General features: G+C 42.4%; 27 protein-coding genes and 1 pseudogene. 15 read left to right on the forward strand and 13 right to left on the reverse strand.

The window, feature by feature from the left end:
- Positions 1 to 88 precede the first annotated feature (88 nt).
- The 6 genes from PN836_RS13990 (at position 89) to PN836_RS14015 (ending at position 6,699) form a co-directional block, all read left to right on the forward strand.
- Positions 89 to 2,518, forward strand: coding sequence for a fatty acid cis/trans isomerase (locus tag PN836_RS13990; RefSeq protein WP_395339283.1), 2,430 nt, complete (start codon positions 89 to 91; stop codon positions 2,516 to 2,518).
- Between the two features lie 323 nt (positions 2,519 to 2,841).
- Positions 2,842 to 3,051, forward strand: coding sequence for a cold-shock protein (locus PN836_RS13995; protein WP_395339285.1), 210 nt, complete (start codon positions 2,842 to 2,844; stop codon positions 3,049 to 3,051).
- 185 nt (positions 3,052 to 3,236) lie between these two features.
- Positions 3,237 to 4,136 carry a molybdate ABC transporter substrate-binding protein gene (modA, locus tag PN836_RS14000; RefSeq protein WP_395339287.1) on the forward strand — a complete coding sequence of 300 codons (900 nt, stop codon included), beginning with the start codon at positions 3,237 to 3,239 and terminating at the stop codon, positions 4,134 to 4,136.
- Positions 4,137 to 4,191: 55 nt separating this feature from the next.
- A complete protein-coding gene (gene modB / locus PN836_RS14005) occupies positions 4,192 to 4,884 on the forward strand; it encodes a molybdate ABC transporter permease subunit (RefSeq protein WP_395339290.1) in 693 nt (230 codons plus the stop codon).
- Positions 4,881 to 6,047, forward strand: a complete 1,167-nt coding sequence (locus tag PN836_RS14010) for an ATP-binding cassette domain-containing protein (RefSeq protein WP_395339292.1) — start codon at positions 4,881 to 4,883, stop codon at positions 6,045 to 6,047. Before modB ends, PN836_RS14010 begins: the two co-directional genes overlap by 4 nt.
- A 412-nt stretch (positions 6,048 to 6,459) precedes the next feature.
- Entirely contained in the window at positions 6,460 to 6,699 is a 240-nt protein-coding gene (locus PN836_RS14015; RefSeq protein ID WP_395339294.1) for a DUF4277 domain-containing protein, read from the forward strand.
- Between the two features lie 79 nt (positions 6,700 to 6,778).
- On the opposite strand, the gene PN836_RS14020 is transcribed toward PN836_RS14015, so the two are convergent.
- On the reverse strand, positions 6,779 to 7,636 hold the full coding sequence (locus PN836_RS14020) for an SDR family NAD(P)-dependent oxidoreductase (protein ID WP_395339296.1): 858 nt from the start codon (positions 7,634 to 7,636) through the stop codon (positions 6,779 to 6,781).
- A gap of 76 nt (positions 7,637 to 7,712) precedes the next feature.
- Positions 7,713 to 8,807 (reverse strand): MBL fold metallo-hydrolase, encoded by a 1,095-nt coding sequence (locus tag PN836_RS14025; protein ID WP_395339298.1) that lies wholly within the window; start codon positions 8,805 to 8,807, stop codon positions 7,713 to 7,715.
- 191 nt (positions 8,808 to 8,998) lie between these two features.
- On the opposite strand from PN836_RS14025, the pseudogene PN836_RS14030 reads away from it, so the two are divergent.
- The 8 genes and pseudogenes from PN836_RS14030 to PN836_RS14065 all read left to right on the forward strand — a co-directional run.
- Positions 8,999 to 9,286, forward strand: a pseudogene (locus PN836_RS14030) (IS1634 family transposase); the annotation flags it as partial.
- 202 nt (positions 9,287 to 9,488) lie between these two features.
- Positions 9,489 to 10,226 (forward strand): tyrosine-type recombinase/integrase, encoded by a 738-nt coding sequence (locus PN836_RS14035; RefSeq protein WP_395339300.1) that lies wholly within the window; start codon positions 9,489 to 9,491, stop codon positions 10,224 to 10,226.
- Positions 10,227 to 10,351: 125 nt separating this feature from the next.
- A complete protein-coding gene (locus tag PN836_RS14040) occupies positions 10,352 to 10,651 on the forward strand; it encodes a type II toxin-antitoxin system HigB family toxin (protein WP_395339302.1) in 300 nt (99 codons plus the stop codon).
- A gap of 15 nt (positions 10,652 to 10,666) precedes the next feature.
- A complete protein-coding gene (locus PN836_RS14045; RefSeq protein ID WP_395339304.1) occupies positions 10,667 to 11,089 on the forward strand; it encodes a helix-turn-helix domain-containing protein in 423 nt (140 codons plus the stop codon).
- A 42-nt stretch (positions 11,090 to 11,131) separates the two neighbouring features.
- Positions 11,132 to 11,992, forward strand: coding sequence for a J domain-containing protein (locus tag PN836_RS14050; protein ID WP_395339306.1), 861 nt, complete (start codon positions 11,132 to 11,134; stop codon positions 11,990 to 11,992).
- Positions 11,989 to 12,420, forward strand: coding sequence for a putative porin (locus PN836_RS14055; RefSeq protein ID WP_395339307.1), 432 nt, complete (start codon positions 11,989 to 11,991; stop codon positions 12,418 to 12,420). Before PN836_RS14050 ends, PN836_RS14055 begins: the two co-directional genes overlap by 4 nt.
- Before the next feature lie 616 nt (positions 12,421 to 13,036).
- Positions 13,037 to 13,231 carry a type II toxin-antitoxin system VapB family antitoxin gene (locus PN836_RS14060; RefSeq protein ID WP_395339309.1) on the forward strand — a complete coding sequence of 65 codons (195 nt, stop codon included), beginning with the start codon at positions 13,037 to 13,039 and terminating at the stop codon, positions 13,229 to 13,231.
- A 163-nt stretch (positions 13,232 to 13,394) separates the two neighbouring features.
- Positions 13,395 to 13,610 carry a hypothetical protein gene (locus tag PN836_RS14065; RefSeq protein WP_395339310.1) on the forward strand — a complete coding sequence of 72 codons (216 nt, stop codon included), beginning with the start codon at positions 13,395 to 13,397 and terminating at the stop codon, positions 13,608 to 13,610.
- Here the strand turns inward: PN836_RS14065 and PN836_RS14070 are convergent, their stop codons facing one another.
- From PN836_RS14070 to moaB, 5 genes are all read right to left on the reverse strand, one after another.
- Complete coding sequence (locus PN836_RS14070; protein WP_395339312.1) at positions 13,611 to 13,898, reverse strand: type II toxin-antitoxin system RelE/ParE family toxin; 288 nt, start codon at positions 13,896 to 13,898, stop codon at positions 13,611 to 13,613.
- Positions 13,899 to 14,129 carry a ribbon-helix-helix domain-containing protein gene (locus PN836_RS14075; protein WP_395339314.1) on the reverse strand — a complete coding sequence of 77 codons (231 nt, stop codon included), beginning with the start codon at positions 14,127 to 14,129 and terminating at the stop codon, positions 13,899 to 13,901.
- A gap of 303 nt (positions 14,130 to 14,432) precedes the next feature.
- Positions 14,433 to 14,945, reverse strand: a complete 513-nt coding sequence (locus PN836_RS14080; RefSeq protein ID WP_395339316.1) for a hypothetical protein — start codon at positions 14,943 to 14,945, stop codon at positions 14,433 to 14,435.
- An 87-nt stretch (positions 14,946 to 15,032) separates the two neighbouring features.
- Positions 15,033 to 15,440 carry a molybdenum cofactor biosynthesis protein MoaE gene (locus tag PN836_RS14085; RefSeq protein ID WP_415926405.1) on the reverse strand — a complete coding sequence of 136 codons (408 nt, stop codon included), beginning with the start codon at positions 15,438 to 15,440 and terminating at the stop codon, positions 15,033 to 15,035.
- Positions 15,441 to 15,523: 83 nt separating this feature from the next.
- Entirely contained in the window at positions 15,524 to 16,024 is a 501-nt protein-coding gene (gene moaB, locus PN836_RS14090; RefSeq protein WP_395339320.1) for a molybdenum cofactor biosynthesis protein B, read from the reverse strand.
- Positions 16,025 to 16,137: 113 nt separating this feature from the next.
- Between moaB and PN836_RS14095 the strand changes: the two genes are divergently transcribed.
- Entirely contained in the window at positions 16,138 to 16,935 is a 798-nt protein-coding gene (locus PN836_RS14095) for an esterase/lipase family protein (RefSeq protein ID WP_395339322.1), read from the forward strand.
- 32 nt (positions 16,936 to 16,967) lie between these two features.
- Here the strand turns inward: PN836_RS14095 and PN836_RS14100 are convergent, their stop codons facing one another.
- The 6 genes from PN836_RS14100 to PN836_RS14125 all read right to left on the reverse strand — a co-directional run bounded on the left by PN836_RS14100 (position 16,968) and on the right by PN836_RS14125 (position 22,042).
- Complete coding sequence (locus PN836_RS14100; RefSeq protein ID WP_395339324.1) at positions 16,968 to 17,294, reverse strand: Dabb family protein; 327 nt, start codon at positions 17,292 to 17,294, stop codon at positions 16,968 to 16,970.
- 241 nt (positions 17,295 to 17,535) lie between these two features.
- Positions 17,536 to 18,390 carry a LytR/AlgR family response regulator transcription factor gene (locus PN836_RS14105; protein WP_395339326.1) on the reverse strand — a complete coding sequence of 285 codons (855 nt, stop codon included), beginning with the start codon at positions 18,388 to 18,390 and terminating at the stop codon, positions 17,536 to 17,538.
- A 27-nt stretch (positions 18,391 to 18,417) separates the two neighbouring features.
- Entirely contained in the window at positions 18,418 to 19,548 is a 1,131-nt protein-coding gene (locus PN836_RS14110; protein WP_395339329.1) for a sensor histidine kinase, read from the reverse strand.
- Between the two features lie 4 nt (positions 19,549 to 19,552).
- Positions 19,553 to 20,293: a LytR/AlgR family response regulator transcription factor gene (locus PN836_RS14115; RefSeq protein ID WP_395339331.1), complete on the reverse strand. Its 741-nt coding sequence runs from the start codon at positions 20,291 to 20,293 to the stop codon at positions 19,553 to 19,555.
- A 230-nt stretch (positions 20,294 to 20,523) separates the two neighbouring features.
- Positions 20,524 to 20,862, reverse strand: coding sequence for a DUF3718 domain-containing protein (locus tag PN836_RS14120; protein WP_395339332.1), 339 nt, complete (start codon positions 20,860 to 20,862; stop codon positions 20,524 to 20,526).
- Positions 20,863 to 21,022: 160 nt separating this feature from the next.
- Positions 21,023 to 22,042 carry a mechanosensitive ion channel family protein gene (locus tag PN836_RS14125; protein WP_395339334.1) on the reverse strand — a complete coding sequence of 340 codons (1,020 nt, stop codon included), beginning with the start codon at positions 22,040 to 22,042 and terminating at the stop codon, positions 21,023 to 21,025.
- Positions 22,043 to 22,050: the final 8 nt, after the last annotated feature.

The following is a 22,050-nucleotide window of genomic DNA, read 5'->3' on the forward strand; positions in this document are numbered from 1 at the left end:
ATAGCGTGTGCAAAGGACAAATTATGTGACTATGCTTGCGTAATTACCCGCGCTATTTGAATTACTTACACGAGACAAAAGCACATCCATGAAGTACGCATATCAACTTTTATCGTTTCTATTATTTTCTAGCTTATTGCTTTTAAATGCGCTCGCCCACGCCACAGATTTAGAGGCACTGTTTGGCACGCCACAAGTTCGCGAGCGACAGGTGTCAGACCTGCCAGAACACAACATTGACTATTGGCTAGACGTTAAACCTGTTGTAGAAAGCCGCTGTGTGGTTTGCCACGCCTGCTATGACTCACCATGTCAGCTCAAAATGACCGCTCCTGAAGGTATTGACAGAGGGGCAAGTAAAGACAAAGTCTATAACGCAAGTAGAATAGAACACGCACAATTATCACGCCTGTTTGAAGATGCTACCACGACAAAACAGTGGCGCGAAAAAGGCTTTTTTCCCGTATTGAACGAGTTTCAGCAAAGCAAAGAAGCCAATCAGCAGGCAAGTTTAATGTACCAACTTCTGCGCCTTAAACAGGAGCATCCTCTACCAGAGAAGGCCATTTTGCCTGATGATTTCACCTTTGGATATGAACGCGAACACCTGTGTGCAGCGCCAGATGAGATGCAGTTATATACCGAAGACAATCCTCTGTGGGGTATGCCTTATGCATTACCCGGTTTGGCAAAAGCGGAGCAAGCGACTCTCAATATTTGGCTAGAACAAGGCGCACGCTATCAAGCACGCGCGCCCTTAGCGGATAATTATCTGAAAACAATCGATAAATGGGAAAGATTCTTAAACGGCTCCTCCCGTAAACAGCAACTGGCAAATCGCTACATTTTTGAACATTTGTTTCTGGCCAATATCTATTTCTCGGAACTTGAGCAGGAAAGTATCAACGGTGGTAGTGCCCCCCAGTATTTTAAAATAGTCCGTTCAAGCACACCTCCAGGCAAGACGGTCGAGATTATCGCCACCCGACGTCCATACGACAAACCCTTTGCCAAGCAGGATTCTCGCCGAGTGTACTATCGTCTTGTGCCCATGCTAGAAACGGTTGTTACGAAAACGCATCTGCCCTACGCGCTCAATCAAAGGCGCCTGTCTCGCTGGCAATCACTATTTTATGAAGTAGATTATGAGGTCAAGTATCTCCCTGCTTATGATGCCAAAGTTGCAGCCAATCCCTTTAGCGCATTCGAGCAAATTCCTATGAGTTCGCGGTATAAATTTATGCTAGATGAGGCGCAATTTATCATCATGAATTTTATTAAAGGGCCAGTATGCAGAGGGCAGGTGGCAGTAAACGTGATACGAGATCACTTTTGGGTGTTTTTTGTGAACCCCGACTTGCCAATCAATTACAAGCTTGCTCAGACCATTGATATAAATGCATCCGCGCTTGAACTACCAAGTGCGCAAGAAGATATCTTCCTTCCGCTTAGTAACTGGATTAAGTATTCAGAAAAGGCCAAAAAGGCAGCGCAGGAAAAAGAACAGTTCATTATCGATAACTTTGTTCAAAAGGGTCAGCAGGGGCCAAAAATTGACCTGAGCCTCATTTGGGATGGTCAGTCTGAGAACGGCCATAACCCCAATGCCGCTTTAACCGTATTTCGCCACTTTGATAACGCTTCCGTTCATAAAGGTATGCTGGGCGATGCTCCACAAACCGCATGGGTAATCGACTATCCCTTACTGGAAAAAATCTACTACTTGCTGGTCGCTGGGTACGACGTATACGGCAATGCTGGCCATCAACTCTTGTCGCGCTTATATATGGATTTTTTGCGAATGGATGGAGAGAACATGTTTTTAGACTTTTTGCCAGAAGATGAGCGACTAAGGCTCTTAAGCACTTGGTATCAAAATGAAGACGAACTCATAAAAGACTATTTATACAATAGTGAGTATTACAAGCAGGTGGGCTCCTCAATTGAATATGAGCGCGCCAACTCAAACGCCAAAGATATTCAAACACAATTTTACGACAAGTTGAGAGCACACTTAAAACCGGTGTTAGCGCAGCAACATACACTTTCTGGCATTCAGGATGAAGTGATACAAGAGCAGCTCACTCGCCTGACAAAAATGGAAGGTGCCGGTGTCGAATTTTTGGCCGAACTCACCTTTATTGAAATTCAGCGCGACGCAAAACCGTCCTTATTTGTATCCTTAATAAAAAACAATGCACATAAAACAGTATCATCGATGTTTTCAGAAGACTCCGAGCTGTGGCCAGAACAATTCAATATTACGGTATTGGAGGGCATCACCGGATCTTACCCTAACGCGCTGATGCAGGTGAATGAGAGTAAGCTCTCGCGCTGGGTTGATTCAGTCCTAAGCGTATCTTCTGGGGAAAGTTACGTGACACTTCTTGATGAATATGGTGTAAGGCGAAGCAACCGTGCGTTTTGGGCTTACAGTGATCGCATGCACGAGTTTATAAACGCATATAATCTCATAGAGGCCGGGTTTGTGGATTACAACCGCTTAGAAAATCGATAGTAGTGCTAGCACCCACTGCTCGGAGCAGATCAGTTTTATGAACTTTTTTTCACCAAAAAAGGTAAATGACTAGGTTATCTAGAATGTTGCGACTTTAGGTAATTGACTAATATGTAAAAATAAATTGTACATTCGCACGATAAACGAGTATAGTCCACGCCAGCTAGAGAGAAGTCTATTCTTTATCCTACATTACGCGGTTTTATTCGTAATACACGTCCTGCAGTACCTAAGTATCAGTCTCTAAATCAAGCTAACACCCGTCGAAATGCAATTTTGCAAATCGGCACTATTAATTAACACATTATCTACAGGATATTATTATGTCTGAAAGAACTAACGGCACCGTAAAATGGTTTAACGAATCTAAAGGCTTCGGCTTTATCGCTCAAGAATCTGGCCCTGACGTGTTTGCACACTTCAGTGCAATCTCTGGCGACGGTTTCAAAACCTTGGCTGAAGGCCAAAAAGTTGAGTTCACTGTTACTGACGGTCAAAAAGGCCCTCAAGCAGAGAACATCGTAGCGCTTTAATTAGCCCTGCGTTCGCGTCATGCGAAACAAATACTGAAAGCGACCCTTAGTGGTCGCTTTTTTTATGGTTTTTTATTGTTTGGAATCATTTTCTCAGTAGTCTTATAAAAAGCTGAATTTGAGGCTAGACTGATTGAATTAACTATTTGGACGCTCACGACTAAGATCATTAGAAGCACACGGGAATGTATATTTTTTGTAAGATGATGCGCGTATTTTTTGCTTGTTTCACATTGGCATTTTTAAGCTTAGGTGCGGCGCCGAAGGTTTTCGCGATTTCTCTGAACACAGACGAAGCGCCTTTCAAATGCCAGGTGACCGTCGCAAGCGCCAGCAACTTTTATCAGCCTCTTATCACGCTTTTGGATTCATCCGAGACTTTGAAACAAGCAGATTTGCGAGTTGTGTCCGGCTCTTCTGGTAGCCTCTACGCGCAAATACTTGCCGGAGCGCCATTTGATGTATTTTTGTCTGCCGATGCTGAACGGCCAGCAGGTTTATTTGAGTCAGGAATGAGCCATGCGCCGCTCACCTACGCTAAGGGTAAACTTGCTATTTGGTCAACACAGTATCGTTTCGCTGGCATGTCATTAGATGAGATTAAAACGACAGTCGATAGCTCATCTGGACGTATTGCGATTGCCAATCCTGAAACTGCGCCTTTTGGACAAGCCGCGTGGCTTTTTATCAAACATACCTTTGATGATGATCAAATAGCTGACGTTCGTAAACGTTTAGTGTTTGGAAACAATGTGGCACAAACCTTCCAGTTTGTGGATACAGGCAATGCACACATAGGCATTATTGCTGAGTCTATGCTCATACAAGCTCAAGTGAAGTTTCCGGATAAGTCAGAAAAATATACCAGTTATTCACTACTCGGTGAGAACAATCTGCATTCCATCTTGCAACAAGCCGTGATTTTGAAGCAAGGTAGGCCTTATTCAGGCAAGCAGGCAAAGCAACGCGAACATTTGCGTTTGTGTAAAGGGCGACTAGCACAGGCGCTCATCGATTTTTTACTCAGCCCTTCCAGTCAGAACAAGCTCGCTCAAATGGGTTATCAATCGGTGTTAGATGAGTAATGACATTTATGGCTAGAAACGACAATGGCTAATACAATAGTGGATAGCAGCGACAATGGATAACCTGGTCGATTCGTTTCACCTGCAGGCGCTACTTCTCACATTGAAGTTAGCTTTACTGACAGTGGTTTTTTTATTCGCGATTGGACTACCTTTGGCTTGGTATTTGTCGCGCTATCAGGGAATGTTCAAAGCTTTCTTTGAAGCACTTATTACGCTTCCACTCGTTTTACCCCCTACGGTACTCGGGTTTTACCTGCTTATCGCCTTTTCCCCCGATACTTGGCTAGGGCAGACCTGGCTGTCGTTAAACGGTACGCAGTTTGTCTTTAGTTTTGCAGGCATTTTGTTTGGTTCAATTATTTATTCAATGCCGTTTGTGGTGCAGCCTTTACTCCAAGCTTTTCATGCGAAAGGGCAAGAGACGATGAATAGCGCTCAAACCTTGGGACTATCAAAATTCGACGCCTTTACACGCGTTCTTTTACCGGCAATCAAGCCCAACCTGATAAGTGCCGCAACCCTTGGTTTTGCGCATACACTGGGAGAGTTTGGCCTAATTTTGATGATTGGTGGGAATATTCCAGGCGAGACGCAAGTCGTATCCATTGCGCTATTTAACGAAGTGGAAAGCTTAAATTATGAGAGTGCACACTCTCTTGCCGCCATGCTGCTAATATTTAGTTTAGTGAGTTTAACCTTGCTATATCGCTTCAACCAACAGGCAAAAAGAAGCTTTGGTATATGACAGATAAGTCAGTCTTTTTAAGTATTGAGCGGGGCGGCGTGCAGTCGGTAGACTGGGATTTGTCTACCTATATTGTGGCAGTAAGCGGTAAGTCGGGTGCTGGAAAAACCACGTTACTTAAGCAAATAGCGGGTATTAGCCTAAATAAAAGCCAATATTCTCCTCCATATGCCGACGTTAGTGTAAATGGCGTTGACCTCAATGGGCACTCTAGCGCCATCAACCCTTGTGTTTATGTGGGGGCAGATACGCCACTTTTTGAGCATATGAGCTTGTATGACAATCTTAAGCAAGTTCATAGAATGTCCAAATGGGCAAGTTCTTCAAGCGCTAAGTCGCAGTTTGAACGTTTTGGCCTTCCATTTCGAGAGCCCTTGCTCTTAGAAGAAATCATCGCGTGGTGCGAATTAGATACCTTCATCCATAAATCGTGTTTAACGCTCTCCTCGGGTGAAAAACAACGAGGACAAATTGCCCGAGCGCTTGCGTCTAACAAGCCTATTTTGCTTTTGGACGAAGCGCTATCCGCCATGGACGCAGCGCTGCGTAAGCGCATGCAGATGCGTCTCAAAAAGCTTCAGCGCAAAAGGGAAAGGGCGATGGTAGTGGTCAGTCATGACGCTCGAGAGCTATTGTTTATGGGAGATTTCTTTGTGTCGGTAGAGAATCAATCCATCCACAAGCAAAGTGAAAACTTTGAATGCGATACCGCGCATTTTGAAACATCAAACAGCCTAGCCAGTATTAAAGTGCAGCATGATTTTGATGATAATATATATGGTTTAAGTGTGTTTTCAGTGGACATTCAGCCCTGCGAACAAAACAAAGAGTCGCAAATAGCGCAAATATTTTGTAAGCGAATACCCCATGCAAAAGATATTGATAAACTCATTATTGATGCTCAATCTGTGGTGCTAGCCCGTGCACAGGAGACTGAACAACAGGCGTTTCAAACCAGCATGCTGAACAAAATTGACGGCGAAGTGGCTGGCATTGCCGAAGTTTTTGCAAACGATCTTGAGACAGAACAAAGCAAGCCACAATTTCGAATCACTCTGACAGTGTTTGGACAATCAATGGATGCCATCATTACTGCAAAATCTATGGATGCCTTATCGCTTAGTGTCGGCGATAAAGTTTATGCCATGTTCAAAGCGCTTTGATGGTTAACGAAAGACCTATTGGCTATTAATAACCGCATTGAGTTTAATGTGCGCTAGCTGAATCTGTGTCTGATAGTTTTGACAGTTAGCTTAAACTCGCTTCATTACAATTAAGGTGGATTTTGCATGTTCCTTTATTTAAGTCTTATTCCAATGTTTTGATTGATCATGGTTATTTTAGAGTAGTTTTGGGAGGCCTGCGCGCGACATGGGAAGCACTCGCGTTCTCATTCCTCACGCCCCGTATCGCTGAACTATATGTGCATGAAATTGACAACTAACTGTCGTTCCGCACCTAGTTTTTGCAATTAAGCTGGCTAATATTTGAGCGTTTGATCGGCTTTTCTTATATTTTCATTGACGTGGATCCCCGATCTTGATCTATTACTCTCTTTTGAGAGAGTCAAAACGCATGTCCTCCATTCCCTATACTAAAACACTTGAACACCATGGCTTAATTGCTGGGTTTTGCAAGGAACTTGATATTGCTGGCATGATTGACGGGTGCCTTGGTCACTCAGAGCATCGTCAAGTGAGTTTCGGGCAGCTATTCGTTGCCATGCTGATTAACGGCTTAGGCTTCACTGGTCGTACTTTGCATATGTATGGCGAATATTTCAAAGACAAACCCTTGGAGCGGATAGCCGGATAGCGTTAGTTTTACTTATACTCGGATCTATTGATGATGTTCAAACATAAATAATTGGCGCTAAGACTGCAAATGACCATGATTAAAGGTTTACCAAATTGCTACTGACTTCCCATAAACGATTACCTACAGATTTGTCATAGGACTGTTTTGCTGACTTTTTTCTTTTGCCTTTTATAAAGTAACTTCCGTTGAGTTCAGTGTTATTTGGCAGACTTAAAATTTCAATTAGTTTACCAACAGCTGCCTCTGGTTTGGGGAAGAAATATTTCAGTAATCCAGTAACGAAAAATGGGGCACCTCCACCTTTTGCTGTCATACGTGTTTGTACGCCACCAGGGTCTGCAGAAATTATTGCGACATTGGTATTTTCGAATTTTTGTGCAAACTTATATGCGGTGAGTACTAAAGCGAGTTTACTTTGGGTGTAGGCACCAAAAAACGGCGACCAACTCTTTTCGCCATGAAGATTATCAAAATCAATTTTGCCATAGCCATGTGCTTCTGAAGCCATATTCAACACACGTGCTTGTTTTGAAGCCTTTAGGTGGTCTGTTAATAAGTTAGTCAACAAAAAGGGAGCAAGGTGATTGATGGCAAAACTTGATTCTATTCCTTCTGAGGTAACTACTCGCTTATCTGTCGGAATAATACCGGCGTTATTTATTAAAAAATCTAAGTGATCAAACCTGTCTTTAAAACGCTCTGCTACATCTTTTACATCAGCCATAAGTGATAAATTACCAATTAACGAGTGAACGTTATTATGGCCAACTTGCTGTTTGATTTCATTTGCGGTTTGCTCAGTCCTTAACTTATCCCGCCCGACAATGACTACTTCTGCTCCAGACTCAGCAAGTTTTATTGCCATAATTTTCCCCATGCCATTTGTAGCGCCAGTCACTAACGCAATTTTGTCTTTAAAGTTTGTATTTATCATTTTTCAATACCTTGTTTTAATTGCAAAACCTCATAATATTGACCAAAGAGGTAGATGCTATAATTTAAATAATGAGTCACTTTATTTCCGCGCTTTCACCAATTGCGAGTACGCCAAACTCTGCGCTGGTAAGCCCCAATTCGCTTAGAGCTTCCTGCAAGCGCTCGGCAGGCTCGGCGGGTGCCTCTGCTGTTAGGGGAAAGGTACCCCAATGCATGCCGATTGAACGTTTGGCCTGAAGATCTTGATGAATCATGACCGCTTCTTTTGGGTTCACATGATAGTCTTGCATAAACCAGCGTGGCGCATAGGCCCCTATTGGAATCAACGCCAAGTCGACTGTACCTAGATGCTCACCAATTGGTTTAAACACTTTAGAGTTGTAGCCCGTGTCACCAGCGAACCAGACCGTAAAGTCAGAAAATGTAATTGCCCAACTTGCCCATAAACTGGCAAAGCGATCACCTAAACCTCTAGCCGTCCAATGCTGTGATGGCAGCGCTTCTATCGTAATGTTTTCATCAATGATGACAGTATCCCACCAATCCATTTCGCTTATATTCTCGTTGAGAACGTTCTTAGATAAAAACCACGATTTAAGCCCAAGAGGCACATAATAGTGTGCGGTATTACCCAATGAGCGAATGGCTTTCTCATCTAAATGGTCATAGTGGTCATGGCTAATAACAACGATATCAATGTCGGGTAAAAGACTGTAATCCAATGGATGTGGGATGTAGCGCTTTGGGCCAGCAAATGAAACAGGGGATGCTCGTTCAGAAAATATGGGGTCGGTCAAAATGGTTTTTCCCTGATATTGGATTAAGAACATAGAATGTCCTAGCCAAGTTACCAGAGGGGAGTCAGGTGGACTTAGGATCTTTTGAAGATTAGGCGTTTGCGTTGAGACAGTGTGAGCTAGTGAGGCATGATTAGCCCAAGGAGCGGCGCCAAAAAAGCGCATCTTCATAAAATCAAAAAATGTTTTATTTTTGTCTTGAAGATGGACATTTTTAAACCGTATTTCACCATTTTCATTGAGACTGTGGTGGGCCTTACTTGGATGATACCAGCTAGGAATGTCTTCAGGTGAACTAGCTGAACATCCTATACTTGCCAAAGTGGCAAAGGCCATCGTAAGCCGGCAAACCAGCCGTACGCAACGTGCCATTCCAATCTCCCTTGCTAGTCTTGAAAATGTAAGTCAGTTAGGCTATCAAAAAATCTATATTATTAACGTATTTAATGCTTGATTGGTTTTTTTACGGATTTTCTTGCTGCTTTACTTCCCAACCACCGCCTAAGGCCTTGTAAATAGCTACTAGGTTTGTGGCGACAGTGGTTTCGCTGCTAGCTAATTGCAAACCCACGCGGATCGAAGCGTTACTGATGGTGATGACCACCTGCTTGATGGTGTATGCGGCACTGGAGCACAAAATAAGAGCCGAGCTAGTTGCCCAAGATAAATACTTCCCTAACATGAAATACAAACCCTATCAAAAACCGACCGCAAGATGGGTGTTTCAGTGTTTTCAGGGGATAACCATCATCTATCTAGCCAATTCACCCCCTATCATCGCTAACCTAGAGCAGCGCAATCAAACCATCATTGATTGCTTGGGTCACGACTACCAGCAGATTTATTCTTAAAATGGGTGCAGAATGTCAGGTCCTATTAGCTAAAATGCCTAAATCATCTTCGCAACCAGCATCGAACCAACCTAATGGCCAGCTGTAACGAAGGGTAGCGGATAGCGTTAGTTTTACTTATACTCCCAGATTTATTGGTTTTGCCTTTTAGTTGGTTAATAAATATACTACAAGGGAATTTGGCACGCTGCATGGGTTTAATTTGGGAAAATATCGACCGGTAACTAGGCTCATTAGAGAAAAAAAGAAAGGCGAAGGAAAAGCTGAAGTTCCCTCCAAGAAACGTTTTAAGCAAATTCTTTGGATGGCATCAGGTGGCAATTTAGGCAAACGCAATGTTGCTATAATTTGGATGCTTTTTGGTTCGGGCATGCGCATCAATGAAGTTGCGAAACTCAAAATTAAAGATTTGCTTAGAGACACAAACGAACTTCGTACCACGTTTATCATTCCTGCTGCTTATACCAAGACAGACAAATCACGAGCTGCATATATCCTTGCAAAACCTCATATAAGAGCGGTCGAGGAATGGATCAGCGAAATGGTCTATCAAAGAGTATGCGTTATTGAAAATGACGAGTTTCGCGGATTAAACCCTGATTGGCCATTATTCGCCGTTACAAAAAAAGGAAATTCATGGCGAACTATGGCATTTCGCGACAAAAAATACACTGATGTCGAGGGGAATGTTTTAACGACTAGAGTGTGCAGCTCCCTGCAAACATTGGTTTCGGAGATTTTTAGAAATAGCGGTTTACTTTGCGGTACTCATGCAGGTCGTCGAGCGCTTGCGACTTGGTTAGATCAGAAAGGGGTGGAGCTTGACACTATTCAACGTATTCTAGGTCATAATGATCCAGAGATGACACTTGAGTACATCGATCCCAATTTTGAACGAATAAGCGAAGCTTTTAATAAGTCCTTTAGAAACATAAATTGATAAACAAGTGAGACCACTAATTAAGACACGATCCCGACGAAATATAAATATTTTGATTTATATGGTTTACTACTTGTAAACTTTATTTTAAATGATATAGTTTACTGGTAGTAAACGGAGTTTAAATGCACGTAATATCAAAACGGCCATTTGCAGATGCTATGAAAAAGTATCCCAATGATGCTGCAGCAATTGAAGCAACATACAACGTGTTGAGTAGAGGTGAGTTTAAGACGCCTGACGCGTTAAAAGCGGTATTTAAAACTCTTGATAACTTTAAGTACAGAGATAAATGGTGGGTAATTGACATTGGCGGTAATAACCTTCGACTTATGGCCTTCATTGAATTCAGGCACAACCGAATGTACGTCAAGCATATTGTTACTCATGCTGAGTACGATGAACTTTGTAAGAAGTATCGTTGATAGGAGCGAAACCAAATGTTAGCCGTTGAACAACTTACAGAACTGATAAGTGAATTGAATGTACGTGTACCTGTGTTGCGTGAGATTACAAACCAGCAAGACCACGACCAAGCTTTAGCGCTGATGGAAGAGTTAATTGAGGATTACGATACCAACTTAGTCGCAATTGAAGCGCTCAGCAATTCTATTGCTCGCTATGAAGCTGATGCGGTGTCATTCTCTGAATTTAATCAACGAGGGTTGGGGGGCGACCCTGCGGTTGCTACGCTTAAAGTTCTGATGGATCAACACAACCTTAATACAACCGATTTTAAAAATGAAATTGGCGGTAAAAGTATGGTATCCCAAGTGCTAAGTGGAGGTAAGCGCTTAACACGCGATCATATTGAACGTTTAGCTATGCGTTTTGGGTTAAGCCCTGCGTTGTTTTTTAAGTAAGGAATAAACTATTGTGTAACAAAAGGACGATTGGTAGGTAAAATGAGTTATTACAGTACTTTAGGAGTAACCCACACAGCTGAAGACTTTGTCATTAAGGCTGCTTATAAGGCACTAATGAGAGCATACCATCCTGATCGTGTTAACGGATATGAAGCCTATGTAAAAGCAATAAACAATGCATATGATGTCCTTTCTGACTCGGTTAAGAGAGCGGAATACGATAGTTCACAGAAAGGTTCAATTGATGAGAGCTATTTTGAAGACACTGAATCGAGTAGGGAGATTGCTAATGATGTAAGTTCAGATTGGCAAGTTGTCATTGAGTACTTTCCAGAATTAGAAGAAGCAAAACAAGAGCTTCGTCAATATTCATCAGCGCTCTCTATTAGTTTCGCACTAAAGATCTTAGAAAGTAAAGATTTCAAAAATCATTTGGAAATTTCGCGAGAATTGAAGAAAGACTTTCTACAAGGTTACTTTGGCACAAATCCACGTATATTATTATTAGCAAAGACACTGCTATTAGCTAAAGTAAGAGCACCGCTGTTGGAACTCAATAAGTTAGTTCAAATAATGGGTGATAGAATTGATGCGGAAAGAGTTATTGCAAAACTTGCCGACAGGTATCCTGAAATTGACCAAATCTACAACTCGGATGAGCTTGACGCACTCATTGAGGACACTCGCACACTAATAAGTCGCGCCAGAAGTAAAAAAGCTGATTTCGATGATCTAAAATTACTCGCAAGTAGATTAGGTGTAATCGCAATTGGAAAAAAAGGGTTTTTTAAGGACAGGTGGCAAGTTACTGACAGGAGTGGTATGAAACTTTTGTTCTCTGACTCAAATGATTTCGAGCTTTATCTTATAAATGTGTTTGAAAGTATAGCGTTTAATTGAGCCTGCATTTTGTAGATATCACCATTTTAGATAATGATTCGCCTTTGGATGCCATTATTAGCGCGACATACCAGCACAATCTTCAAGGCGACGCCTATATGGGGTTTACGCTATTAACAGATGACGAGTTAGACACAATATCATTGGAAAGCAAGTATTTCACGCCGCTCGCTAACGGCGCATACTATGCTTTGAGAGCGCAATATAGTTATACTGATGATGACCGATTAGATGATTCTTGGGCAATTGGCGGGGATTATTACTTTAATAAATTCTCATCGATTGGTGCAGAGGGTAACGACGATTTCATTGCACTTACGGCAGGCCACTTTTTTACTGAACGTTTTAGTGTTCGCGCGGCATATAGCTTTATAAATGAGCGAGAAGTCGATGACACTTGGACAGTTAGCGCTAACCACCAGTTTTAAAGCATAGAGAATAAAGCCTCACAAGTTGGTTTATGGTCAATTGTAGTTACAACATTAGTGAGGTTTCGCTTATCATCTTGCCATTTTATTTCTCGATGGCTTGGCGATAAAAGCAAAGCACTGAGAAATGAAATTCAAGCGCGCCAAAGCAACGCGTTTGCCATTATTTGCGGCGACTCGCAGAAAGGCGCAAAGCAACTAATCCAACAATTATTAACGCAAGCGTTGCAGGGGCAGAAACTGCTTCAACCGCACTTAAGTTGATATTGTCAATGTTCAATGAAGATCCGGTTGCCGTCATTATAAAAATAAGTTCATCGATATTTGCTGAAATAGAAAAAGCAAAGGTAGTTAGCGCAACTAAGCCAATAAAATTTATCTTTTAAAATCTTAGCTTTAACAGCAGTTAACGCATGACTCATACCTTAAATGTACAAAACAATCTAACAGATTTTGCAAAGTAGACTGCGGGTCTTGCGCGAGCAGTCTGGTGTGCAAATACCTAAGCTCTTTTTTTACTGATTTTGAGCTGAGTCGTTTAGGCAAAATAAAAGTTATATTATACAGCCTACATCAAAAATGATACCGTTATGCATCAAAACTAATGGGGTGATATATGAGAACGACAGTTTCAATAGATGATGAGTTGTTTGATAAAGCTATTCAGCTATGCGAACCAGGTATTGATAAGTCAGAAATCATTAGACGAGCAATGAGAACTTTCGTCAGAGTTCAATCGGCGAAGAGATTGGCTGCGTTAGGAGCTAAATCACCGGACATGACCGAGATTCCGCGTCGCGGCAGTGACTAAAATGGTTTTAGTAGATACGTCTGTTTGGGTTGCTCATTTTAGGTACTCAGAAAATTCCTTGATTAGATTATTAAAAGAAGACTCCGTCCTTTGTCACCCACTGATAATAGCTGAGCTTGCGTGTGGAACTCCCCCTTCCCCGAGAGCAAGGACACTCAACGATATGTCTTTGCTTACCACATCAAGAATCGCGAACCAAACTGAGATACTGACAATGATTGAGCAACATCAACTATATGGAAAGGGCTGTGGATATATTGACATTGCTCTTCTTTGCTCTGTGCTAATAACGCCTGATACCAAACTATGGACATTAGACAAACGCCTCGCGCATCTCTCAGATCAATTTAATACAAAATACTCGCCTGACTTTATTTAGTTAAAGCCAAGCGTCAGTATCTTGACCGCCAATAATCGCCATAATTTCGATGGTGCCTTGATTGATTCGATAGTAAATTACATCTGACCGATGCGGGCAGCGTCTATAACCCAGTCGAATGTTATCAACCGGCTGATACAATAAAGGCGACTCTGCAATCTTAATAAAGGCTCCGAAAAAGCTGTTAAAATATTCGTCAGCTAAGCTTTCTCCAAACTCATGATATCCATATTCGTAGATTCTACGTAAATCTTCTTTTGCTTCTTCCGTTAAGCGATATCTGCTCATTTACTTTTTTAGATCCGCTTTAAATTCGGCGAGAATTTCGTTTGGTGACTGAGATACGAAGTTACTTTTTTCTGCTTTCGATAACTTTTGATTGATAAACTCGGCTCGTCTTGCGCGTCTTATTAAATCATTAATCAACTCGCTCTTATTCGCATAGTCACCTTTCTTTTCAACATGAGCGTTAAGCCAGCTGTTATTGCGTTCTGTCAATGTGACACTTTGTCTAGGCATGTTACTCTCCAAGCGCTTCTGGTGCGATATTACATCAGGGGCCTTCCATTGACAACAATTGATGGCTTGAACTGCTAGTTCCAAAAATTACAAAACGAACACTGCTCTAGGCCTTTCTAGTCACTTCAACAAAATATAGGCTTATAGAAACTGCGATTTGCTTGAAAGAGACTGCCTGCATAATGTTTCTTCGATTCTGTGATATTAGCGCACTTGCTAAATCTGAAAAGTGAGGTCAAGTTTGAGCTGAAACAGCGCACTGTTTTAGCATCATTACACTCGGCAATGGTTTTACTACGCGACTTAATCCATCCCTTTGGTCAGAACCAAAATAAGCCCTAGTATCTGAAAGCACAAAGCGATATTGATCAATACATCATTATCCATTTTGGTCAGCTGAGCTTGTTCTAAATACGACTGCTGAATCAAAAATTTCTCATTTATCTGTTCAATAATCCCTTCTTTGTATGCGTCATAGCTTGCTTGGATAGAACTATAGCTGTGTTCAGTTTCTTGTTTCGCACCAAACATTGACAGAGTATCGCTAATGAAGGCTTTGCTTTGTGGATGTTCGCCCTGAGATACCATGAGCAAAACCGCGGTATCTTTTCTGCGTTCTAGCGAGCGGCTGTTTTCCCAAATCTCTTCAATTTGTATACCCACGTTTGCTGCATCTCGCTCCCAATCGCCCACGCGATCATTATTTTTGGCAATAAAGTAATTTGAAATCACAGCAGAGGTGATAGTTAATGCGACACCAAGCATCACCAGTGCCCATTTAGACAAAAATTTCTTCATCCATTTTCTTTTATTCATACTCTTTGACCCTGTCCAATGGCAGCGTCTACTAGACCGGGCTCAAGCGGCTATTCTTTCGTATGATTATTTTGCTAAGCGATACGCTTATTTATATCTGTTCAGTCGTTCCTGCTCTTTCTCATCTGGGGTTACCCAATGCTCGCCCGTTTGTGTGCGTTCCTTTTTCCAAAAGGTCGCTTCGTGCTTGAGATAGTCCATAATATATTGAGCGGCTTCAAAGGCTGACTCTCGATGGCGGCTGCTTACGCCCACAAATACAATTTGCTCATTAATGTCTAAATCTCCAACGCGATGAATCACACGAACTTCTGATAAGAACCAGCGTTCTCTCGCTCTTTTGACAATGGATGCAAGCTGACTTTCTGTCATTTTAGGATAGTGCTCTAATCGTAAACCGGTCACCTGCTCGCTCGACATATGTGGGTTAAAATCGCGCACTAAACCCACAAACATCACCACGGCGCCACTGCTTCGATTATTATCAATGAGCATTTGGTACTCATGCGCAACATGAAAGTCCTTGCGTTGCACACTGATATAATTTTGATGAACCGACTCGTCGCTATTCACAGAATCTAACTCTTTTTAGCGCTCAGCATGGTCACAAAATTACAGGGCTTATTATTCGCATCTAGCTGCGGCTGAATAATTGACCAGCCAGTTTGGCAGGCACTTGTGGAGCCTGGGAGACAAAATATAAGGGTTTGATTGGCGAGTCCGGCAAATACTCGCGATTGGATGGTGGATGTACCAATCTCATCATAGGATATTTGCCTAAACAGCTCACCGAAACCGTCCACCTTTTTGTCGAACAAGGGTGTGATGGCTTCAGGTGTGCTGTCGCGCGACATAAAGCCTGTTCCGCCAGTGCTAATAATCACATGAACAGTGTCATCTGCAATGTACTTGGAAACGATGGCACGTAACTGATAAATATCATCTTTCACAATTTGCTTGTCTGCGATGGTATGGCCTGCGGCATCAACGGCTTTTGCCAAATATAAGCCGCTAGTGTCGTTTGACTCATCACGTGTGTCAGAAACGGTGATGATGGCGATGTTTAACGCTTTCGTCATTAAAATGGTGCTCACATATAGAACAATTAAGATGCTGTATACATTACCTGCTAAACTCAGTCTTATCTAGCGCATCTTACTTAATGCTATAGGCAACAAGGCTACTGGTAATAATGAGTATGACATCTCCCAAGCGGCAAGCGCCCAAAAAGCGAACCTTGTTTAATGAGCTTAAAGTGTTCAAAGACGCCCTGAGCACGCTGCACCCAAGAGTAAAGAAAATCGATCCATCGCTTGTGAGCAGCGGCAAAGACATTATGTTGTTTCCTGGCTTGGGCGTGGACGGCCGATTTTTTAAACCCATGAATCGCTATCTGACTCAGCATGGTCATCGTATTCATGACTGGGGTTTAGGCGTGAATGACGCAGGCCTTAATCGTGAGTTTAGCCAAGATGACATCACAATAAATTGGCATCCCGATGTGAGTATGCGCGCTAAGCCCTTGCATAAAAATGAATTAGGGGTTGCCTACTTATGCTCACGCGCGGTGGATAATGCAAAAGCACTGGCGGACCGTTTAGGCCATCCCATTGCAGTTATTGGCTGGAGCCTTGGTGGATTTATTGCCAGAGAAGTTGCACGCGCCTTGCCGGAACACATTGAGCAAGTGATCACCTTTGGCTCACCGATTGTGGGTGGACCAAAATTTACGGCAGTCGCGTGGCGGTTTGAAATGCTCAATGTCGATGTTGATTGGATAGCAGAAGAGGTCAAAAAGCTCGATGCAACGCCAATAAAGCAATCCATCACCTCTATCTACAGCAAAAACGACGGTATTGTGCACTGGAGCGCGAGTATTGATGAACTCAATCCACAGGTAAAGCACGTCGAGGTGAAAGCCTGTCATCTCGGCATGGGCTTTAGCTTTGAGGTATGGCGAGAGGTGTTAAAGTCGCTAAAAAGCTTATAAATCATCACGCCTTTAATTATCTAAAGTTCGGATTATTTATAATTCACCGAATCATAAACAATCACCTTCTCCCACAAGGCACTGGCTTTATCAACAAATAGCTTGTGCGCAGGCTCATCTTGATAATTTTGTTGTGCCTGGGCTGATTCAAAGGTCACAATCAAGGAATAGGTAAATGAGCCGTCTACAACATCTCTGCTCGCTTCAGGCGGAATACCGATAAAATTGGTTTTAGCAAACTGAGAGTTATCAAGAAAGGTTTGTAGCGATGTTTCAAAGGCACGACGGTCTTCAGGGTTATCAGGATTTTTAAGCCAAAAATAAACGGTATGGGCGAAGTTTGAGTCAAAATTAGTCATAGAATTTTCGCTGTGATTTTGGGCCAAAACGCTAAAAGACATACATATGGAAAAAAGTAAGGAATAACAAATCTTGAGCATTTCATCTCTCTTTTGATTAGCGTGATTATCAATGAAGAGTAGCTAAGCTAAATTCGCTATGCAATAAATTAAAAGCTTGAAAGTCTTATAGCGTGACGCTCTTGCAAAGCATCTTGCATAATAGGCTCGATAATCGTGTTAATACTGCCCTTGCTTGTAACTAAGCGTGACCCGATAAGCCCTCTAAATTTTGCTTGTAAGAGCGCGTCACTTTAAGCTCGTCACCAGAGCTTAAAATAGCGATGTATTCCCCGTTTGAGTTGGGGCTAAGTTTGCTTATTTTACTCACATTCACGATGGCGGAGCGATTGATGCGAGTGAAGTGCTCGCCGCTGAGCTCTTGTTCGAACTGCTTTAAGGTTTTCCTGATGATGTGAGTGCCTTCAAGTGTATGCACGCACATATAATCGCCTGCGGCTTCTATCCATAACAGGCTATTGATAGGTATTCGCAAGTAATCATTGCCGCTTTTCATGGTGATCACATTGTGCAAATCGGCAATGCCGCGATAACGTGAGCTTTCTAAACGTTTGACGAATCCATCTAATGACTCGCCTGTTTTTCTGGAGATTAGTTGGTCGAGCTTGCCTTGTAGGTTTAGTTTGGTCTCAACGTCGATGAGCTGAACCAGATTGTTTAAGCATTGATTGACTCGCGCTTGCGAGAAAGGTTTAAGCAGGTAGTCCGACGCCTGAAATTCAAAAGCATCAAGTGCGTACTCTCGAAAGGCAGTCACAAAAACAATTTTAGGAATATGCGCTTGGCCATCAACTGGCGTATGACTATGCTTGCTTGACTGATGCAAATCAGCGGCAAGTTCGATGCCATTCATAATGGGCATTTCAATATCTAAAAACACCACATCAGGCTTAAGTGTTTCAATCGCATCCAATGCTTGCTGTCCGTCACTGCATTGTTGGGTCACAACAAAGCGGTCATGCTGACAAACGAGACGCAGCAGCCCCTCGCGTGCAAGGGGTTCATCGTCAACAATCAGCGCTGTGATTTTGTCCACTAATGCGTTTCCAATATGGTTATGCCATTAATGATGCTCAATAGGGATTTTGATGAGCACTTTAAGGCCTTGAGGATCGTTATGGCGCATTAAAAACGCGTGTTGCTGGGGATACAAAACGTCCAAACGTTCTTGAATATTGCGTATACCTACACCCCTTTCGTCGTTTTTGTGTTGCTTGTTTTGTTCCAACAACTCTTGAGCATCCGGGCCGTTGTCACATACTTCCAACACTAAGGAGTCAGCTTCAATTCTGGCTCGCACTTTTATTTCACCATTTTTTGCTAGTTTGGCGATTGCGTATTTAATACTGTTTTCAATCAATGGTTGCAAAAGCAAACTTGGAACCATTAACGTTTCTGTTTCTGGCTGAATTTCAAAGTAGACACTGAGCCTATCATCAAAGCGCGTTTTTTCGATTTCTAAATATAACATCAAGGCCTTAAGCTCTTCGTGCAGCGTAATCTTTTTTTCGGGGTCATTGTCTAGAGAAAAACGCAAAAAGGTAGACAGCCTCACCAACATGCCATTGGCTTTTTCTTTTTTATCCATCATGACGAGTGTAGAAATGGCGTTGAGGGTGTTGAATAAAAAATGCGGATTAATCTGGTATCGCAGCATTTTAATCTGCGCATTGTGGGACAGTCGCTGTGCCGCCAAGTGCATCTCTTTTTCGTTCATCAAGCGATAGTAAAAGTTAATGCTGAAGTACAGCGTACTCCATGCTAACACCATTGCCAAACTGTAAATCATACTGTTGAAGTAATCTAAAAAATACAAGTCCTGGTAGTAGGTTTTTGCAAGATCAGCACTTTGACTATACTCGTGCGTCCATGACCAAAGAATAACGTTTTTGCTTGGTGTCCAAGCTGATGCAACAACAAAACACGCTAGTACGACGATGATCAGTAAGCGTTTAGGACCATATTGCCAACAACGCTGATATATATACCTGAGGGGTAGAGTAAGCAAAGCGCCCGCGCAGGCACTAAAAAACAGTGGAATGATGATATAGGCATTTACCCCCATTTTGTTTACCCCCAAAACCAGATTTTCAAGGATAAATAGTACCCAATATCCAGCCCATCCGGCAAAGTGAAGTGCCCAAAATGAGGGCTTTTGAGCGGGGATTACTTTCGGCTTTATATAGTCATTCATTCGCTTATACGGCTTGCTGTGATGCTGAGGGTGTTTGTTCATCCAGCCCTAAGCTCGAAAACAAACGACTTCTATAACTACTGCTTATCCTGACCTCGTCACCATTGTTTAGTTGCAGCATGGTGAAACGACCGAGTTCGCTGGTGAGCGAACTCACGTGGTGAATATTTATCATCGCACTTCGATGCACGCGAATAAAGGACTGCTTATCCAACTGCATCTCAAGATTACTCATCGTCTCTCGATGCAGTATCATTTTATCTGAGCAATGCAGTTCTGCATAATTTGCCGAGCCTTTTATCCAGATAATGTCTTTGGTCTCCACAAAATTCACCTCGCCGATTGATTTGACTGCCAAGATTGACTTGGGTTTTGCCAAAGGGGAGGAAATAAGAGGCTCTATTTTTTTCACTACACAATTAAAACGCTCCGCGCTGAAAGGCTTTAGCAAATAGTCACTGGCGTTTAATTCAAAGGCTTTGACTGCGAATTCGCCATACGCTGTGGAAAATATCCACTTGCTCGATACTAGTTGCCCTAGCTCTTGCGCTAGGCTCAGCCCTGACCCGCCAATAATATTGATGTCGATAAAGCACAAATCAGGCTGATGATGAATGATCAGGCGCTTTGCCTCATCATACTCACCTGCCTCAGCAAGCACAGTCCATTGTATATGCGCTTTTAAAAGCTCTCGAATACGCTCCCTTGCAAGCGGTTCGTCATCTACGATAATGCATCTGAACATGGGCCTTAGTCCTTTGTTAGTTGTCGAAAAAGTGCCTGATCATGCGTTTGGTATAAGCCTATCGGAATGGCTTTATTTAAATAGAATATTTCGACAACTGACGGAATGTTGCGATAAACAATTATTTTGTGATTGTTTATCGAAGAAATAACAATGGTGAAAGTAAGCTCAGCTTATCCAAATCGATAAGCTGAGCTTCTAGCGTCTATTTGTGTGTGCTTCCGGCGCTATTATTTCTTTGAAAGCAAATCGGAGGGTTTAGCATGTTGATTCAAATAACTTACGATACGATTTGACTCATGCAATTCAGCAAAGGTGATTGGGTCCATGCCGTTGCATTTCAGATCCTTAATCAATGTAATCGGCGTGGTACGTAGCGCTTTTATTTTTTGGCGTAAACCCACTTTTTTATCTGCGCGAATGTCTTCGCATACTTTGACAAGGTTTTTGTCATGCTCTGACATATTATTTTGATCTTTAGCATGGCCAGGCAGACTGAGCGCAACGAAAATGCTTATTGCAGAGATAGTGGCTTTTAGTGAAGATGAAGTAATGCAGGTTAAAGTCATAGGTGATTCTCTCAATGTTGATTTGAGCCATGACTATATTCATTCAGCTAAGTGAATTGGGGCCTGTGTGTTTAGATAAGCGTAACAAGGGATGAAATGAATGGCAGCTGCGATTAATGAAAATGTGCCGCGCTGAATAGTCTTAAATATGCTTTGATCTCTAAGGTTTGATTTCTTTGCTTTTTAATTTCTCAACTCTTTCGAGCGCGGCTTGTATCTTATTTTCTATCTCTGGCTTACTGTCTTTATCTGCAGCGCTCAATGCTTCACGCAGGGATTTGATTAGTGTTTGTAAACGTTCAAGCGACTGTTCTTGCTGCTCAGCTTCCTCTGCTTTATCAAACGCAAGTGATTCATGCTGTTTGTCTTCCCTTGCTTTATCTTCATGCGCTTTCGCTTTTGCGATAAATCGTTGACTAGCATCGGTAGGGCGCTGAGCGATATAATTGGGTGACATAATTTCGATATTGCGATTGTGCAGTTCATCCAGCATCGCTTTATGCAGTTTAGACTTTGCACTTAGCAAACTTTTAACATCACTTAGTAGGCCCGATACCCGATAGCTCACGCTGAAATCACCCAGCTCAGTAACATGAGAAAAGGCTTCTGTTAATCCCGAGTTGAGGGCAGCTTGTTTAAGTGCTTTGCCCACATCTGAGTGATGCACATCATAGCCAATCGACACATTTGCCGTAACTAGAGTACCGGAAGAACGAATGACCGAAACCGGATTATTTACCAAGTAGCTGTTGGCAATAGCGATTAAATCTCGCTGCTCGGTTTGAATTTCGGTATCCAGTAAGCCTTTTTCAGATACGCGACCGAAGTATTCATTGCAACGAATGAAATCCCCCGTTCTAAAAGGTTTGTTAAAGCGCAGTACCAAGCCTGCCATTAAATTCGCAACGATGCTGGTAGAAGAAAACGCAATGACACCGGATACCAATACGCCAATGAGCGTCAGCACTTGGTTTCGCGAGCTTTCGCTAACCGGCAGTGACAAACTGATGATGACCAAACCGATAAGCATGGCAATCACCATGACCAGCTGTCGGGGAAGGCGCTGTTCTGCGCTCAACTCAGAGTGTTTGACCAATAAAAACCATCGCATCGCCATGAGTACTGAAACAACCAAAATTGTCGCAATCGTTATGGGTATCCAGTCAAATAAATGATTCATTGCTGATA

It is taken from the genome of Ningiella algicola (assembly GCF_028401415.2).
Classification (GTDB): domain Bacteria; phylum Pseudomonadota; class Gammaproteobacteria; order Enterobacterales; family Alteromonadaceae; genus Glaciecola.

Bases quoted from the DNA above. Each gene is read 5' to 3' on its own strand.
- PN836_RS13990 (WP_395339283.1), top strand. From the start codon at position 89: ATGAAGTACGCATATCAACTTTTATCGTTTCTATTATTTTCTAGCTTA.
- PN836_RS13995 (WP_395339285.1), top strand. From the start codon at position 2,842: ATGTCTGAAAGAACTAACGGCACCGTAAAATGGTTTAACGAATCTAAA.
- modA (WP_395339287.1), top strand. From the start codon at position 3,237: ATGTATATTTTTTGTAAGATGATGCGCGTATTTTTTGCTTGTTTCACA.
- modB (WP_395339290.1), top strand. From the start codon at position 4,192: ATGGATAACCTGGTCGATTCGTTTCACCTGCAGGCGCTACTTCTCACA.
- PN836_RS14010 (WP_395339292.1), top strand. From the start codon at position 4,881: ATGACAGATAAGTCAGTCTTTTTAAGTATTGAGCGGGGCGGCGTGCAG.
- PN836_RS14015 (WP_395339294.1), top strand. From the start codon at position 6,460: ATGTCCTCCATTCCCTATACTAAAACACTTGAACACCATGGCTTAATT.
- PN836_RS14020 (WP_395339296.1), bottom strand. From the start codon at position 7,636: ATGATAAATACAAACTTTAAAGACAAAATTGCGTTAGTGACTGGCGCT.
- PN836_RS14025 (WP_395339298.1), bottom strand. From the start codon at position 8,807: ATGGCACGTTGCGTACGGCTGGTTTGCCGGCTTACGATGGCCTTTGCC.
- PN836_RS14040 (WP_395339302.1), top strand. From the start codon at position 10,352: ATGCACGTAATATCAAAACGGCCATTTGCAGATGCTATGAAAAAGTAT.
- PN836_RS14045 (WP_395339304.1), top strand. From the start codon at position 10,667: ATGTTAGCCGTTGAACAACTTACAGAACTGATAAGTGAATTGAATGTA.
- PN836_RS14050 (WP_395339306.1), top strand. From the start codon at position 11,132: ATGAGTTATTACAGTACTTTAGGAGTAACCCACACAGCTGAAGACTTT.
- PN836_RS14060 (WP_395339309.1), top strand. From the start codon at position 13,037: ATGAGAACGACAGTTTCAATAGATGATGAGTTGTTTGATAAAGCTATT.
- PN836_RS14065 (WP_395339310.1), top strand. From the start codon at position 13,395: ATGTCTTTGCTTACCACATCAAGAATCGCGAACCAAACTGAGATACTG.
- PN836_RS14070 (WP_395339312.1), bottom strand. From the start codon at position 13,898: ATGAGCAGATATCGCTTAACGGAAGAAGCAAAAGAAGATTTACGTAGA.
- PN836_RS14075 (WP_395339314.1), bottom strand. From the start codon at position 14,129: ATGCCTAGACAAAGTGTCACATTGACAGAACGCAATAACAGCTGGCTT.
- PN836_RS14080 (WP_395339316.1), bottom strand. From the start codon at position 14,945: ATGAATAAAAGAAAATGGATGAAGAAATTTTTGTCTAAATGGGCACTG.
- PN836_RS14085 (WP_415926405.1), bottom strand. From the start codon at position 15,440: ATGCTCATTGATAATAATCGAAGCAGTGGCGCCGTGGTGATGTTTGTG.
- moaB (WP_395339320.1), bottom strand. From the start codon at position 16,024: ATGACGAAAGCGTTAAACATCGCCATCATCACCGTTTCTGACACACGT.
- PN836_RS14095 (WP_395339322.1), top strand. From the start codon at position 16,138: ATGAGTATGACATCTCCCAAGCGGCAAGCGCCCAAAAAGCGAACCTTG.
- PN836_RS14100 (WP_395339324.1), bottom strand. From the start codon at position 17,294: ATGACTAATTTTGACTCAAACTTCGCCCATACCGTTTATTTTTGGCTT.
- PN836_RS14110 (WP_395339329.1), bottom strand. From the start codon at position 19,548: ATGAATGACTATATAAAGCCGAAAGTAATCCCCGCTCAAAAGCCCTCA.
- PN836_RS14115 (WP_395339331.1), bottom strand. From the start codon at position 20,293: ATGTTCAGATGCATTATCGTAGATGACGAACCGCTTGCAAGGGAGCGT.
- PN836_RS14120 (WP_395339332.1), bottom strand. From the start codon at position 20,862: ATGACTTTAACCTGCATTACTTCATCTTCACTAAAAGCCACTATCTCT.
- PN836_RS14125 (WP_395339334.1), bottom strand. From the start codon at position 22,042: ATGAATCATTTATTTGACTGGATACCCATAACGATTGCGACAATTTTG.